General features: G+C 69.9%; 13 protein-coding genes. 10 read left to right on the top strand and 3 right to left on the bottom strand.

Features of this window, described 5'->3' with window-relative positions:
* Positions 1-5: 5 nt before the first annotated feature.
* From nuoL to B9O00_RS12540, 8 genes are all read left to right on the top strand, one after another.
* A complete protein-coding gene (gene nuoL / locus B9O00_RS12505) occupies positions 6-1,946 on the top strand; it encodes an NADH-quinone oxidoreductase subunit L (protein WP_085123016.1) in 1,941 nt (646 codons plus the stop codon).
* 10 nt (positions 1,947-1,956) lie between these two features.
* Entirely contained in the window at positions 1,957-3,477 is a 1,521-nt protein-coding gene (locus B9O00_RS12510; protein ID WP_085123017.1) for an NADH-quinone oxidoreductase subunit M, read from the top strand.
* 21 nt (positions 3,478-3,498) lie between these two features.
* The gene (gene nuoN, locus B9O00_RS12515; RefSeq protein WP_085123018.1) at positions 3,499-4,956 is read left to right on the top strand and encodes an NADH-quinone oxidoreductase subunit NuoN; all 1,458 of its coding nucleotides are present in this window, start codon (positions 3,499-3,501) and stop codon (positions 4,954-4,956) included.
* A complete protein-coding gene (locus tag B9O00_RS12520) occupies positions 4,953-5,741 on the top strand; it encodes a biotin--[acetyl-CoA-carboxylase] ligase (RefSeq protein WP_085123019.1) in 789 nt (262 codons plus the stop codon). Before nuoN ends, B9O00_RS12520 begins: the two co-directional genes overlap by 4 nt.
* Before the next feature lie 4 nt (positions 5,742-5,745).
* Entirely contained in the window at positions 5,746-6,537 is a 792-nt protein-coding gene (locus B9O00_RS12525) for a type III pantothenate kinase (RefSeq protein ID WP_085123020.1), read from the top strand.
* On the top strand, positions 6,534-8,222 hold the full coding sequence (locus tag B9O00_RS12530) for a ribonuclease J (protein WP_085123021.1): 1,689 nt from the start codon (positions 6,534-6,536) through the stop codon (positions 8,220-8,222). The genes B9O00_RS12525 and B9O00_RS12530 overlap by 4 nt, the downstream gene beginning before the upstream one ends.
* Positions 8,223-8,239: 17 nt before the next feature.
* Complete coding sequence (mce, locus tag B9O00_RS12535) at positions 8,240-8,644, top strand: methylmalonyl-CoA epimerase (protein WP_085123022.1); 405 nt, start codon at positions 8,240-8,242, stop codon at positions 8,642-8,644.
* A gap of 112 nt (positions 8,645-8,756) precedes the next feature.
* Positions 8,757-9,011 (top strand): DUF1467 family protein, encoded by a 255-nt coding sequence (locus tag B9O00_RS12540; protein ID WP_085123023.1) that lies wholly within the window; start codon positions 8,757-8,759, stop codon positions 9,009-9,011.
* Positions 9,012-9,337: 326 nt separating this feature from the next.
* Here the strand turns inward: B9O00_RS12540 and B9O00_RS12545 are convergent, their stop codons facing one another.
* The 3 genes from B9O00_RS12545 to B9O00_RS12555 all read right to left on the bottom strand — a co-directional run bounded on the left by B9O00_RS12545 (position 9,338) and on the right by B9O00_RS12555 (position 12,394).
* Positions 9,338-10,087 (bottom strand): class I SAM-dependent methyltransferase, encoded by a 750-nt coding sequence (locus B9O00_RS12545; RefSeq protein WP_085123024.1) that lies wholly within the window; start codon positions 10,085-10,087, stop codon positions 9,338-9,340.
* Between the two features lie 156 nt (positions 10,088-10,243).
* On the bottom strand, positions 10,244-11,536 hold the full coding sequence (locus B9O00_RS12550) for an NCS2 family permease (RefSeq protein WP_089229682.1): 1,293 nt from the start codon (positions 11,534-11,536) through the stop codon (positions 10,244-10,246).
* 207 nt (positions 11,537-11,743) lie between these two features.
* Positions 11,744-12,394, bottom strand: coding sequence for a DsbA family oxidoreductase (locus tag B9O00_RS12555; protein WP_085123026.1), 651 nt, complete (start codon positions 12,392-12,394; stop codon positions 11,744-11,746).
* A gap of 359 nt (positions 12,395-12,753) precedes the next feature.
* Here B9O00_RS12555 and B9O00_RS12560 point away from each other — a divergent pair, with 359 nt between their 5' ends.
* Both B9O00_RS12560 and B9O00_RS12565 read left to right on the top strand, forming a co-directional pair.
* Positions 12,754-14,406: an acyl-CoA synthetase gene (locus B9O00_RS12560; RefSeq protein ID WP_085123027.1), complete on the top strand. Its 1,653-nt coding sequence runs from the start codon at positions 12,754-12,756 to the stop codon at positions 14,404-14,406.
* Between the two features lie 142 nt (positions 14,407-14,548).
* Entirely contained in the window at positions 14,549-15,313 is a 765-nt protein-coding gene (locus tag B9O00_RS12565; RefSeq protein ID WP_085123028.1) for an SDR family NAD(P)-dependent oxidoreductase, read from the top strand.
* Positions 15,314-15,455 lie beyond the last annotated feature (142 nt).

Below are 15,455 nucleotides of genomic sequence, written 5' to 3' on the forward strand. Positions count from 1 at the left end.
CCGCGATGGACGTCCTGATCGTCTTCCTGCCGCTGGTCGGCGCGATCCTCGCCGGACTGTTCGGCAAGCTGCTCGGCGACCGGGGCTCGCAGGTCGTGACCTGCAGCCTGCTGATCGCCGCCGCCGTGCTGTCGGTCTTCGTCTTCTTCGACGTCGGCCTGCACGGCCACGCCCGCACCACCCAGCTGTTCACCTGGTTCGATTCCGGCACCTTCGAGCTGAACTGGGCGCTGCGCGTCGACACCCTGACCGCGGTGATGTTCTGCGTCGTCACCATCGTCTCGGCGGTCGTCCACGTCTATTCGGTCGGCTACATGGCCGAGGACCGCTCGATCCCGCGCTTCCAGTCCTACCTGTCGCTGTTCACCTTCTTCATGCTGATGCTGGTGAGCTCCGACAACCTGGTGCAGATGTTCTTCGGCTGGGAGGGCGTCGGCCTCGCCTCCTACCTGCTGATCGGCTTCTGGTACGAGAAGCCGAGCGCCTGCGCCGCGGCGATCAAGGCCTTCCTGGTCAACCGCGTCGGCGACGTCGGCTTCGCCCTGGGCATCGCCGGCATCTTCCTGCTGTTCGGCGCGGTCGACTACGACACGATCTTTCAGGCCGTGCCCGGCCAGGCCGACACCGTGCTGCACGTCTTCGGGCGCGACTGGCACGCCCTGACCGTGCTCTGCCTGCTGCTGTTCCTCGGCGCCATGGGCAAGTCGGCGCAGCTCGGCCTGCACACCTGGCTGCCGGACGCCATGGAGGGCCCGACCCCGGTCTCGGCCCTGATCCACGCCGCGACCATGGTCACCGCCGGCGTCTTCATGGTCTGCCGCCTGTCGCCGATCTTCGAGTACGCGCCCGACGCGCTGACCGTCGTCACCATCGTCGGCGCCTCGACGGCCTTCTTCGCGGCGACCGTCGGCCTGACCCAGAACGACATCAAGCGGGTCATCGCCTATTCGACCTGCTCGCAGCTCGGCTACATGTTCTTCGCCGCCGGCGTCTCGGCCTACGGCGCGGCGATGTTCCACCTGATGACCCACGCCTTCTTCAAGGCGCTGCTGTTCCTCGGTGCCGGCGCGGTGATCCACGCCATGCACCACGAGCAGGACATGCGCAAGATGGGCGGGCTGTGGCGCAAGATCCCGGTGACCTACACGCTGATGTGGATCGGCAGCCTGGCGCTCTGCGGCTTCGGCATCCCCGGCCTCGACATCGGCTTCGCCGGCTTCTACTCGAAGGACATGATCATCGAGGCCGCCTTTGCGGCGCACAGCGGGGTCGGCGACTACGCCTACTGGCTCGGCGTGATCGCCGCCTTCATGACGGCCTTCTACTCCTTCCGCCTGCTGTTCATGACCTTCCACGGCAAGACCCGGGCCGACCACCACACCTTCGACCACGCCCACGAGGCACCGAAGGTGATGATCTGGCCGCTGTTCGTCCTGGCGACCGGCGCGGTGCTGGCCGGCGCGGTGTTCTACGGGCTGTTCGTCGGCGAGGGGCAGCTGGCCTTCTGGAACGGCGCCGTATTCTCGCGCAGCGACGTCCTGGAGGCCGCGCACCACATCCCCGAGTGGGCCAAGGTGCTGCCGATGGTCATGACGCTGGCCGGCATCGGCCTCGCCTGGCTGATGTACGTGCGCAGCCCGGAGCTGGCGCCGAAGGCGGCGGCGGCCTTCCGCCCGCTCTACCTCTTCAGCTTCCGCAAGTGGTACTTCGACGAGCTCTACGACCGGATCTTCGTGCAGCCGGCGCTCTACCTCGGCCGCGGCTTCTGGACGACCGGCGACGGCGCGGTGATCGACGGCCTGGGCCCGGACGGCGTCGCCGCGGCGACGCGCGACATCGCCCAGCGGGCGAGCCGCCTGCAGTCGGGCTACCTGTACCACTACGCCTTCGCCATGCTGATCGGCGTCGTGGTGCTGGTCACCTGGTACATTTTCAGCGCCCTGTGAGGGAAGACCGATGAGTTCCTGGCCCCTTCTCTCGCTGGTCACCTTCCTGCCGCTGGTCGGTGCCGTCTTCATCCTGGCGATCCGCGGCGAGCAGGCGGTGGTCTCGCGCAACGCCCGCTACGTCGCGCTCTGGACCAGCCTGATCACCTTCGCGCTGTCGCTGTTCATCTGGTTCGGCTTCAAGCCCGGCACCGCAGACTTCCAGTTCGTCGAGAAGGCGGACTGGATCAAGTCCTTCGGCATCTCCTACCACATGGGCGTCGACGGCATCTCGATGCCCTTCGTGCTGCTCTCGACCCTGCTGACGCCGCTCTGCGTGCTGGCCAGCTGGAAGATGGAGAAGCGGGTCAAGGAGTACATGATCGCGTTCCTGGTGCTCGAGACCCTGATGGTCGGCACCTTCTGCGCGCTCGACTTCGTCGCCTTCTACATGTTCTTCGAGGGCGTGCTGATCCCGATGTTCCTGATCATCGGCGTCTGGGGCGGCCCGCGGCGCGTCTACTCGGCCTTCAAGTTCTTCCTCTTCACCCTGGCCGGCTCGGTCCTGATGCTGCTGGCGATCCTGGCGATCTACTTCGCCGGCGGCACCACCGACATCCCGACGCTGATCAGCCAGGGCCACCTCGACCCGCAGCTGCAGATCTGGCTGTGGCTCGCCTTCTTCGCCTCCTTCGCCGTCAAGATCCCGATGTGGCCGGTCCACACCTGGCTGCCCGACGCCCACGTCGAGGCGCCGACCGCGGGCTCGGTGATCCTGGCCGGCGTGCTGCTGAAGATGGGCGGCTACGGCTTCCTGCGCTTCTCGCTGCCGATGCTGCCCGAGGCGACGCACTTCTTCGCGCCCCTGGTCTTCACCCTCTCGGTAGTGGCGATCATCTACACCTCGCTGGTCGCGCTGGTGCAGAAGGACATGAAGAAGCTGATCGCCTATTCCTCCGTCGCCCACATGGGCTTCGTGACGGTCGGCATCTTCACGATCACCCAGCAGGGCCTGGCGGGCGCGGTCTTCCAGATGCTGAGCCACGGCATCGTCTCGGCGGCGCTGTTCCTCGTCGTCGGCGTCGTCTACGACCGCCTGCACACCCGCGAGATCGAGCGCTACGGCGGCCTCGCCAACTCGATGCCGCGCTACTCGCTGGTCTTCATGGTGTTCATGCTGGCCTCGGTCGGCCTGCCGGGCACCAGCGGCTTCGTCGGCGAGTTCCTGGTCATCGTCGGCGCCTTCCAGGTCAACACCTGGGTCGCGCTGCTGACCGCCAGCGGCATGGTGCTGGGCGCCACCTACATGCTGTGGCTCTACCGCAAGACCATCTTCGGCGCGCTGACCAAGCCCGACCTCAAGGCCATGGCGGACCTGGAGCTGCGCGAGAAGCTGGTCTTCGCGCCGCTGATCGCGCTGGCGATCTTCTTCGGCGTCTATCCGAAGCCGCTGCTCGACATCATGGGGCCGTCGGTCGACCACCTGATCCAGAACTACCAGCTCGCGCTCGAGGCCGGCCACCTGCCGAGCCTCGCGATGCTGCTGCATTGATCGCAGAGGAGTAGCGTGCCCGTGTCCCTGGCCCCCGATCTCGCCGCCGCGGCGCCCGAGCTGTTCCTGGCCTGCGCCGCCATCGCCCTGCTGATGCTCGGGGTGTTCCGCGGCGACGGCGCCGGCCGCCCGATCATGCGGCTCTCGGTGCTGGCGCTGATCGTCGCGCTGCTGCTGGTGGTCTTCCCGATGGGCGGGGAGGGCATCTTCTTCAACAGCCTGTTCATCAAGGACGTCTTCGGCAACTTCATGAAGGGCCTGGTCCTGGTCGGCTCGGGCCTGACCATCCTGATGGGCTGGCGCTACGTCGAGCGCGAGCGGATGGACCGGCCGGAGCTGCCGGTGCTGCTGCTCTTCGCGACCGTCGGCATGCTGCTGATGATCTCGGCCAACGACCTGATCAGCCTCTACGTCGGGCTCGAGCTGCAGTCGCTGGCGCTCTACGTCGCGGCGGCGATCCGGCGTGACTCGCTGCGCGCCTCCGAGGCCGGCCTCAAGTACTTCGTCCTCGGCGCGCTGTCGTCCGGCATGCTGCTCTACGGCCTGTCGCTGGTCTACGGCTTCGCCGGCACGACCGGCTTCACCGACCTCGCCGCCGCCTTCGCGCGCGACGCGGCCGCCGGCACGCCGGTCTCGCTCGGCCTGATCGTCGGCCTGGTCTTCGTCGCCGCCGGCATCGCCTTCAAGATCTCGGCCGTGCCCTTCCACATGTGGACGCCCGACGTCTACGAGGGCGCGCCGACCGCGATCACCGCCTTCTTCGCCGTGGCTCCGAAGGTCGCGGCCATGGCGCTCTTCGTGCGCGTGCTGATGGGCCCCTTCGGCGACCTCGTCGGGCAGTGGCAGCAGATCGTCGTGTTCATCTCGATCGCTTCGATGGCGCTCGGCGCCTTCGCCGCCATCGCCCAGTCGAACGTCAAGCGCCTGATGGCCTATTCCTCGATCGGCAACGTCGGCTACGCCCTGGTCGGCCTGGCCAGCGGCACCGAGGCCGGCATCCGTGGCGTCACCATCTACATGGCCATCTACCTGGTCATGACCGTCGGCACCTTCGCCTGCATCCTGGCGATGCGCATCAACGAGCGCGGCGTCGAGAGCATCGACGACCTGCGCGGCCTGTCGAAGACCCACCCGATGATGGCCGCGGCGCTGGCCATCTTCATGTTCTCGCTGGCCGGCATCCCGCCGCTCGCCGGCTTCTTCGGCAAGCTCTACGTCTTCCTGGCGGCGATCCAGGCCGGGCTCTACGGCCTCGCCGTGATCGGCGTGCTGACCTCGGTGGTCGGCGCCTACTACTACCTGCGCATCGTCAAGCTGATGTACTTCGACGAGCCGACCGAGGTCCTGGACCGGCCGATCGGCCGCGAGGTCGGCCTGGTCATGGGCGTCTCGGCCCTGGCGATCCTGCTGTTCTTCGTCATGCCCAGCCTGGTCGTCGACGGCGCTTCGGCGGCGGCGCTCTCGCTGTTCGCGGGATGAGCACGCCCGGGCCGGCCGACAGCGACAGCCTGCGCGCGCCGCGCCTGCCGCCGGTCTACCGGCTCATCGCCCTCGACAGCGTCGGCTCGACCATGGACGAGGCCCGGCGCCTCGCCGAGGCGGGGGCCGAGGACGGCACCCTGGTCTGGGCGCGCGAGCAGACCAAGGGCAGGGGCCGGCTCGGCCGCAGCTGGGCCAGCCCGCGCGGCAATCTCTATCTCTCGCTGCTGCTGCGCCCCGACTGCCCGCCGGCCCAGGCGGCGCAGCTCGGCTTCGTCGCGGCGCTCGCGCTCGGCGAGGCGATCGGCAGCGTCTCGCCGCCGGTCGACGTCACCTACAAGTGGCCGAACGACGTGCTGCTGCACGGTCGCAAGGTCGCCGGGCTGCTGCTCGAGTCGCGCAGCACGCCGGAGGGCGGGCTCGACTGGCTGATCCTCGGCATGGGGGTCAACGTCGCGACCTTTCCCAAGGAAGCCAACTATCCGGCGACCTCGCTGCGCTTCGAGGGCGTGCCGCGCGACGTCGACGAGGTCGACCTGCTGGAGGCCTTCGGGCGCTACTTCATGAGCTGGGCGAGCCGCTGGCTGGAGGACGGCTTCGCCCCGGTCCGCGCCGCCTGGCTGCGCCACGCCGAGCGGCTCGGCCAGGAGATCGAGGTGCGGCTGCCGAACCAGAGCCTGGCCGGCACCTTCCGCGACCTCGACGCCGAAGGGCACCTGCTGCTCGGGCAGGCCGACGGCACGACGCGCCGGATCGCCGCCGGCGAGATCTTTCCGGTAGGATAGGGAAATGCTGCTCGTCGTCGACATCGGCAACACCAACGTCGTCTTCGCGGTCTACGAGGGCGAACACAAGCGCGGCCGCTGGCGGGTCGCGACCGACGCCCGGCGCACGGCCGACGAATACGCCGTGCTGCTCAGCCAGTTCCTGGCGCTCGGCGGCCTGGTGCCGCAGCAGATCGAGGCGGCGATGATCTCCAACGTCGTGCCTGCCGTGCAGCGACCGATGGAGCAGCTCTGCCGCCAGTACCTCGGCTGCGAGCCGGTCTCGGTCGAAGCGGCGATCGCGGCCTACGACTTCGCGATCCGCATTGCCCGTCCCGAGCAGGTCGGAGCCGACCGCATCGCCAATGCCGTCGCGGCGCACCGCAGCTACGGCGGCGCCCTGATCGTGGTCGATTTCGGCACGGCGACGACCTTTGACCTGGTCGACCCGGACGGCGCCTATTCCGGCGGCATCATCGCGCCGGGCATCAACCTCTCGATCGACGCGCTCTACAGCGCCGCGGCCCGGCTGCCGCGCATCGCGCTGGAGCGGCCTCGCGAAGTCGTCGGCCACGACACCGTCTCGGCCATGCAGTCGGGCGTGTTCTGGGGCTACGTCGGCCTGGTCGAGGGCCTGATCGCGCGCATCAAGGCCGAGCGCGGCGAGCACCACCGGGTGATCGCGACCGGCGGCCTGGCGCCGCTGTTCAACGACACGACCACGGCGATCGACCTGGTCGACGACGACCTGACCCTGCGCGGCCTGGTGCTGATGCACCAGGCGCTCTCGGCCCGGGACGGCGGGGTCGCGGTATGACGGCGCTGCCGCGCCGACCTGCCGAACCCGGTCCCGACGAGCTGCTCTTCGTGCCGCTCGGCGGCACCGGCGAGATCGGCATGAACCTCAACCTCTACGGCCATGCCGGCAAGTGGCTGATGGTCGACTGCGGCGTCGCCTTCGGCGAGCACGACCTGCCGGGCATCGAGGTCGTGCTGCCCGATCCCGACTTCGTCTTCGAGCGCCGCGACGATCTGGTCGGCATCCTGCTGACCCATGCCCACGAGGACCATCTGGGCGCCTTGCCCTACGTCTGGCCGGAGCTCGACTGCCCGGTCTACGCGACGCCCTTCACCGCGGCCCTGCTGCGCCGCAAGCTGCGCGACGACGGGGTGCGCCAGCCCGCCGAGCTGATCGAGGTGCCGCTGTCGGGGCGCCTCTCGATCGGTCCCTTCGAGGTCGAGCTGGTGACCCTGACCCACTCGATCCCGGAGCCCAACGCCGTGCTGCTGCACACCAAGTGCGGCACGGTCTTCCACACCGGCGACTGGAAGCTCGATTCCGATCCGCTGATCGGCGAGAGCTACGACGTCGAGCGCCTGCGCCGCTTGGCCGGCGAGAGCGTGCTGGCGATGGTCTGCGACTCGACCAACGCCCTGGTGCCCGGCAGCTCCGGCTCGGAGCTCGACGTCCGCGAGGCGCTGGACAAGGTGATCGGCGCGCAGACCGGCCGGGTCGCGGTCGCCTGCTTCGCCAGCAACGTCGCCCGCCTGGAGACCGTGACCACCGTGGCCGAGAGTCACGGCCGGCGGGTCGCCCTGGTCGGCCGCTCGATGCACCGCATCGTTGCGGCGGCGCGCGAGGCCGGCTACCTGGCGGACCTGCCGCCCTTCATCGACGTGCGCGACGCCGGCTACCTGCCGCGCGAGGAGGTGCTGCTGCTCTGCACCGGCAGCCAGGGCGAGCCGCGCGCCGCGCTCTGGCGCATCGCCAACGACGACCATCCGGAGATCAACCTCGCCGAGGGCGACAGCGTGGTCTTCTCGAGCCGGGTCATCCCGGGCAACGAGAAGTCGATCTTCGCGCTCTACAACGCGCTCAGCCGGCGCGGCATCAAGGTCATCTCCGACCACGAGTCGCCGGGCATCCATGTCTCCGGCCATCCCTGCCGGGACGAGCTGACCCAGATGTACCAGTGGGTGCGGCCGCGCATCGCCGTGCCGGTCCACGGCGAGGCCCGCCACATGGCGGCGCAGGCCGAGCTGGCGCGCGTCTGCCAGGTGCCCGAGGTGGTGCTCGCCGAGAACGGCGCGGTGGTGCGCCTGGCCCCCGGCAAGGCCGAGATCGTCGACCACGTCCATGCCGGCCGCATGGTCGTCGACGGTACCAGCCTGCGCACCACCGACAGCCCGGTGCTGCGGCAGCGCCGGCGCATGGTGCGCGAGGGCTCTGCCGTGGTCGGCGTCGTCGTCGACAGCCACGGCGACCTGCTGAGCGAGCCGCGGATCGCCGCCGCCGGCCTGTTCGACCGCGAGGAGGAGCCGGAGGTCGAGGAGGCGGCCGTGGAGGCCGCCGAGGATGCCGTGCACCGGGCCTCGCGCCACGACCGGCGCGACGACGCCGCGCTCGGCGAGGCCGTGCGCCTGGCCGTGCGCCGCGCCCTGCAGCGCGAGCTCGGCCGCAAGCCCGTCGTCGAGGTCCAGCTGATCCGGCTGGAAGACTGACCAGGAAGAGGGAAGGGATGATCGGTCGTCTCAACCACGTCGCCATCGCCGTGCCGGATCTGGCGGCGGCCACGGCGACCTACCGCGACACGCTCGGCGCCAAGGTCTCGGCGCCGCAGGACGAGCCGGACCACGGCGTCACCGTGGTCTTCGTCGAGCTGCCGAACACCAAGATCGAGCTGCTGCATCCGCTCGGCGAGGGCTCGCCGATCGCCGCCTTCCTGGAGCGCAACCCGGCCGGCGGCATCCACCATCTCTGCTACGAGGTCGCCGACATCCTGGCGGCGCGGGACCAGCTCGAGGCAGAGGGCGCCCGGGTGCTGGGCGACGGCGAGCCGAAGATCGGCGCCCACGGCAAGCCGGTGCTGTTCCTGCACCCCAAGGATTTCCTGGGCTCGCTGATCGAGCTCGAGCAGGTCTGACCGCCGGCGGGATCCGGGCGGCTGGGACGATTTGGCCCGCGCGGCGGCGCCGGCTCCTGGCTAGGATGCGGCCGCCGATTCCCGGCATCCCACGAGCGCGAGTGCAGACCCCGTGACCTGGTTCGAAAGCATCGTCGTCTATTTCCTGGTCTGGTGGCTGGCGCTTTTCGTCGTGCTGCCTTTCGGGGCCAGGCCGAGCGCGGCGCCGGAGGAGGGACACGAGCCGGGCGCGCCCGACAAGCCGCGGCTCTGGACGAAGGTGCTGGCGACCTCGCTGCTCGCCGCAGTCATCTGGGGCGCGGTCTACCTGGTCGTCGACAGCGGGCTGATCTCGTTCCGCTCGATGGTCGAGCACGCGACCTACTGACCTGCCGGCCCCGGCTTCCCGGAGCGCCCCCTGCAAAAAGAAACGGCAGGACTTGGTCCTGCCGAGGTAGAGCGCGTTTAACCGCGCGTCTTTTGCTGCGCTGCGTCGCGATGGGTGCCTGCGACGACCCTCCCCAAACTTGGGCTGTGCCGAGCCTTGTTAAGCTTCGAGCAAGGTTTACATAGCCCAAGCCCGACCGCAGGTCACGCGGAATCTGCGCCTTCTGCCTGAAACGCAGGCAGGTTGCCCAAATGTCGGCTTCCTGTCGCGGCCGGCCGGTCCGGGACGGCCGGCGCGGTCTCGGGCGAGGGGGCGACGCGGTCGCTTCAGGCGCGCGCGGCGAGGTGGACATCCGCCGCCGCCTCGCGTCGCAGGCCGGCGGTCGCGGCCTCGCCGACGTGGATGTAGCCCTGCTTCTCGCGGACCTCGGCGCCCAGGTGCCGCAGGTGCCCGGCCAGATCGGCATCGAAGTAGCGCAGCCCCATCTTGACGATGATCTCGCCGCGCTCGCTCAGCTGGTTCTCGGCGAGGTCCGTCAGGAAGTAGCTCCACTCCGCGGCGCCCCAGGGCGTCGGGAAGCGGTTGAAGGTGGTCATCATGGCGGTGGCTAGGTCGAAGCGGCCTTGGCCGAAGTCGAGCGGCACGAAGGGCTCGACCCGGTGGATGATCCGCTGCAGCCCGAAGAAGTCGATCATGTCGTCGTAGAGCGTCTTGGCCCCGGTATCGGTGCAGACGACGTCGTGCCCATAGAAGCGGCAGATCAGCGCGAACAGGCCGTTGCCCGCGCCGATGTCGACGATCCGCTTCGGCGGGCAGGCATGCAGGCCGAAGGCGGTGACGAGCTTGAACTTGGCGTCCGTCCAGTAGACGAGATCGAGGAACTTCGCCTCGCGGCCGGTCTCGGGGCTCTCCAGGTGACGCTGCTGCATGCGCCGGAAGCCGTCGAAGTCGACGGTCTCCAGCAGGTGCCTCAGGAAGGCGACGCGCGGATCCGCCGGGCGCTTCCGAAGCGAGTCGAGACGCTGTTCGATCGCGGTCCGCAGGTCTCGCGCAGCATCGGTGGCATTGGTGGCCATCGGATCTCCAGAAAGGTGTCTAATGGTTGACGGGTCGGCGCCTGCGGCCGGCGCGGGGCAGGTGGCGGTCGAAGTCTGTCCAGGACAGGTGGGTGGAGGCCGGAAGACCGGCAACACCGGCGCCGGCGTCCCGGGCCGGCGCCGGGTCCGGGATGCCTAGGCCCCGAGGGCGATCAGCTTCACGATGAACAGGGCCGCGATCAGGTAGACCGCGATCGAGCACTCCTGCGGCCGGCCGGAGATCACCTTGATCGCGGCGTAGGTGACGAAGCCGAAGCCAAGGCCGTTGGCGATCGAGAAGGTCAGCGGCATGGCGACGGCGGTGACCACGCCGGGGGCGTACTCGCTGACGTCCTCCCAGTCCAGCTCGGCCAGGCCGCGCGCCATCATGCAGGCAACGAACAGCAGGGCCGGCGCCGTCGCGTAGTCCGGGACCGTCTCGGCCAGCGGGCCGAACAGCAGGCAGGCGAGGAACAGCAGGCCGACGACGACGGCGGTCAGGCCGCTGCGGCCGCCGGCCTTGATGCCGGCCGCGCTCTCGATGTAGCTGGTCGTCGTCGAGGTGCCGACCAGGGCGCCGAAGATCGTGGCGCCCGAATCGGCGACCAGGGCCCGGCCGAGCCGCGGCAGGCGGCCCTGGGCGTCGAGCTGGCCGGCGCGGTGCATGACGCCGATCAGCGTGCCGGCGGTGTCGAAGAAGTCGACGAACAGGAAGGCGAAGACGATCGTCACCAGCCCGAGCTGCAGGGCGCCCTCGATGTCGAGCTGCAGGAAGGCGGGCGAGGGATCGGGCGGCAGGTCGATCACGCCCTTGAACTCGGACACGCCGAGCAGCACGCCGATCACCGTCACCGCCAGGATGCCGATGATCACGGCGCCGGGCACCCGCCGGTAGTCGAGCGCGGCGATGATGCAGAAGCCGAGCACCGCCAGGATCGCCGGCCACGCCGTCATGTCGCCGAGCGTCACCATGGTCGCCGGATGGGCGACGACTATGCCGGCGTTCTTGAGCGCGATGATCGCCAGGAACAGGCCGATGCCGGCCGAGATCGACAGCTTCAGGCTCTTCGGGATGGCGTTGATGATCCATTCCCGGATCGGCAGCACCGAGATGACCAGGAAGATGATGCCCGAGAGGAACACGGCGCCGAGCGCCGCCTGCCAGGCGATGCCCATGCCGCCGACCACGGCGAAGGCGAAGTAGGCGTTGAGGCCCATGCCCGGCGCCAGGGCGACGGGGTAGTTGGCGTAGAGCCCCATGATCAGCGTGCCGAAGGCGGCGGCCAGGCAGGTCGCGACGAAGACCGCGCCGAAGTCCATGCCCGTCGTCGACAGGATCCCGGGATTGACGACGATGATGTAGGCCATGGTCAGGAAGGTCGTGAAGCCGGCCAGCACCTCGGTGCGGACGGTCGTTCCCTTCTCCTTGAGGCCGAAGAACTTCTCCATCTCCCCCTCCATGTCAGGCAGCGCCGCAGATGCCACGACTTGCGGGCGGGCAGCCCGCTGCCGCCCGGTCGCGGGAACCCGTCCCACGTGGCGATCGTCCCCCGACGCCGGCCGCAGCTTTCCCCGTGCGCGGCCTTGACGAACCGCGCCGAGGATAGGTCCGGCCCGGGGCCGGCGCTACAGGAATGTGACGGCCGGGGGCCGGCTTCAGCCCGCCGCGGCGCGCTCCAGCTCGCCCTGGATCGCGAGGTCGAACATCTGCTGCAGCACCTCGGGCGGCTGGGCGCCGGGCAGGGCGTAGCGGCCCTCGAAGATGAAGCAGGGCACGCCGGTGATGCCGGCCATGCGCGCACGCAGGTCCTCGGCGCGCACCTCCTCGGCCTCCTCGTCGCCGGCCAGGAAGGCCGCCGCCGCCGCCCGCTCAAGGCCGGCCGCCGCCGCGGCCTCGGCGAGCACCGCCGGATCGCCGAGGTCGCGCGCCTCCAGGAAGGCGTCCTCGAACAGCCGGTCGACCAGCGGCGTCTGGCGGCCGAAGCGCTCGGCCCAGCGGATCAGGCGGTGCGACTGCAGGGTGTTCGGCGTGCGCGTCATGCGCTCGAAGGCGAAGTCGATGCCTTCCTCCTTGCCGGCCGCGCGGATCGGCGCGTAGACGCGCTCGGCCTCGCGCGCGCCGCCGAACTTGCGCTCCAGGTAGCTCTGCCGCTCCATCCCTTCGGGCGGCATGTCGGGATTGAGCTGGAAGGCCCGCCAGCGGATCGTCAGCTCCGGCTGCGGCCGCTCGGCCAGCGCCCGGTCGAGGCGCTTCTTGCCGATGTAGCACCAGGGACAGATGGTGTCGGAGAAGATGTCGATCTGCATGGCCGGGCTCCTTGCGCTCGGCCGGAGTCTAGCACGGCCGCCGCGGCAGGCATCCCGCTGCGCGGCCACGTTCGCGTGAGCCGTCCGGCCTGTTTCGACTCCCCTCTCTGCCCCTTGGGGGCGGAGAGGGGCGCGAAGCGCGGCGCCACGCGCGGAGAGGTGGGGGATTCGGGACGGGCCGGCAGCGAGGGAGCTGAAGGGCGAGGCTTGCCCCCACCTCACCCCGACCCTCTCCCCCCCGAAGGGGCGGAGAGGGAGAGCGACGAAAGGAGCGGGAGAGGGAGACGGCTCGGCCGTCTTGACCGGCTCCGCCCGCCCCGTGACAGTAGCGACCGAACGCGGGAGGAAACGCCGGGCCCATGGCGAGCAGCATCTACGATCTCGATCTCGACCGCACCGCGGCCAACCACGCCGCGCTTACGCCGCTGTCGTTCCTGAAGCGCGCCGCCGCGGTCTATCCCAACAAGCCGGCGGTCATCCACGACCGGGTGATCAGCTACCGCCAGTTCGGCGAGCGGGTCCGGCGCCTCGCCTCGGCCCTGGAGGGCAGGGGCCTCGGGCCCGGCGACACCGTCGCGGTCATGGCGCCGAACGTCCCGGCGCTGCTGGAGGCGCACTACGGCGTGCCGCTGATGGGCGGCGTGCTCAATGCCCTCAACATCCGGCTCGACGCCGCGACCATTGCCTTCATCCTGCAACACGGCGGCGCCAAGGTGCTGATCACCGACCGCGAGTTCGCGCCGACCATCGAGCGCGCCCTGGCGCAGCTCGAGACGCGGCCGCTGGTCATCGACATCGACGACCCGCTGACCGAGGCGCAGAAGGGCGTCAAGGGCCCGCTGCTCGGCGCGCTCGACTACGAGGCCTTCCTGGCCGAGGGCGATCCGGAGCGGCCCTGGACCCTGCCCGAGGACGAGTGGCAGGCGATCTGCCTCAACTACACCAGCGGCACGACCGGCAACCCCAAGGGCGTGGTCTACCACCATCGCGGCGCCTTCCTGAACGCCATGGGCAACGCGATCTCGATGGGCCTGACCCGGGACAGCGTCTATCTCTGGACGCTGCCGATGTTCCACTGCAACGGCTGGACCTTCACCTGGGCGGTCACTGCCATGGCCGGCATCCACGTCTGCCTGCGCCGGGTCGACCCCGAGCTGATCTATCCCCTGATCGAGAGCCAGGGCGTCACCCACCTCTGCGGCGCGCCGATCGTGCTCAACCTGCTGGCCCACGCGCCCGATTCGCTGCGCAAGCCGCTGCCGCACCCGATCAAGGTGGTGACCGGCGGCGCCGCGCCGCCCTCGACGGTGATCGCCAACATGGAGCGCCAGGGCTTCCAGATCACCCACATGTACGGCCTGACCGAGTGCTACGGCCCGGCGACCCTCTGCGCCTGGCAGGACGAGTGGAACGACCTCGACCTGGAGGGCCGCGCCTCGAAGATGGCGCGCCAGGGCGTCAAGCTGGTCACCCTCCACGACTGCACCGTGCGCGATCCCGACAGCCTGGAGGAGGTGCCGCACGACGGCGAGACCCTGGGCGAGCTGATGCTGCGCGGCAACACCGTCATGAAGGGCTACCTCAAGAACCCGACGGCGACGGCCCAGGCCTTCGCCGGCGGCTGGTTCCGCACCGGCGACCTCGGCGTCGTCCATCCGGACGGCTACATCGAGGTCAAGGACCGCAGCAAGGACGTCATCATCTCCGGCGGCGAGAACATCTCCAGCCTCGAGGTCGAGGAGGTGCTCTACCGCCATCCCAAGGTGCTGGAGGCGGCGGTCGTCGCCCGGCCCGACGAGAAGTGGGGCGAGAGCCCTTGCGCCTTCGTCACCCTGAAGACCGGCGCCAGCGCGAGCGAGGAGGAGATCGTCGCCTTCTGCCGTGACAACCTGGCGCGCTACAAGGTGCCGAAGACCGTGGTCTTCGCCGAGCTGCCCAAGACCTCGACCGGCAAGATCCAGAAGTTCGTGCTGCGCGAGCAGGCGGCGGCGCTGCCGGGGACGGGGGCGTAGTGCGAGACCATTCGACAGCCGGCGCACAGCCTGCTTCGTCCCGTGCGTGTCGAGGGACGTGGGCGCGCGGTCGGGGACGATGCCCACACACCCTTCGACAGGCTCAGGGTGAAGCATCCGTCGGAGCAACGGAGCCACCTCGATGACCGACCTGCTCGACCTGACCGGCAAGACGGCGCTGGTCACCGGCGCCTCGAGCGGGCTCGGCCGCCACTTCGCCCAGGTGCTGGCCCGCCACGGCGCCCGCGTCGCCGTCGCGGCGCGCCGCACCGAGCGGCTCGAGGCGCTCTGCGCCGAGATCGAGGGGCCGGGCGGGCGCGCCATGCCTGTCCACCTCGACGTCCAGCTGCCGGACAGCGTGGAGCGTGCCGTGGCCGCGACCGAGACCGAGCTCGGGCCGATCTCGGTGCTGGTCAACAACGCCGGCATCGCGGCCAGCAGGCCGGCCCTGGAGACCTCCTTCGAGGAGTGGAACCAGGTCGTCTCGACCAACCTCAGCGGCGCCTGGCTGGTCGCCCAGGCGACGGCGCGCCACATGGCCCGGCTCGGCCACGGTGGCTCGATCGTCAACATCGCCTCGATCCTGGGGCTCGCCGGCGCCAGCCAGGTGCCGGCCTACTGCGCCGCCAAGGCGGGCCTGGTCAACCTGACCCGGGCCCTGGCCGGCGAGCTGGCGCGCCACGAGATCCGGGTCAACGCCCTCTGCCCGGGCTATGTCGCCACGGACCTCAACCGCGACTTCCTGGAAAGCCCGGCCGGCGAGAGCCTGAAGAAGCGCATCCCGCAGCGCCGCTTCGGCCTGCCCCAGGACCTCGACGGCATCCTGCTGCTGCTCGCCTCCGACGCCTCGCGCTACATGACCGGCGCCGTGATCGCCGTCGACGGCGGCCAGTCGGCGGTGCTGTAGGGGATGCCGGCATTCCCCTCTTCTTGTTTCCGTCATCCTTGCGAAAGCGGGGATCCAGAAGAAGACGAAGCTGGGGAACGGCCCGGCCGTCCCGCGCAGGCGGCCCTTTCCTCTGGATTCCCGCTTTCGCGGGAATGACGGG

The organism is Tistlia consotensis USBA 355, from assembly GCF_900177295.1.
Lineage (GTDB): Bacteria > Pseudomonadota > Alphaproteobacteria > Kiloniellales > DSM-21159 > Tistlia > Tistlia consotensis.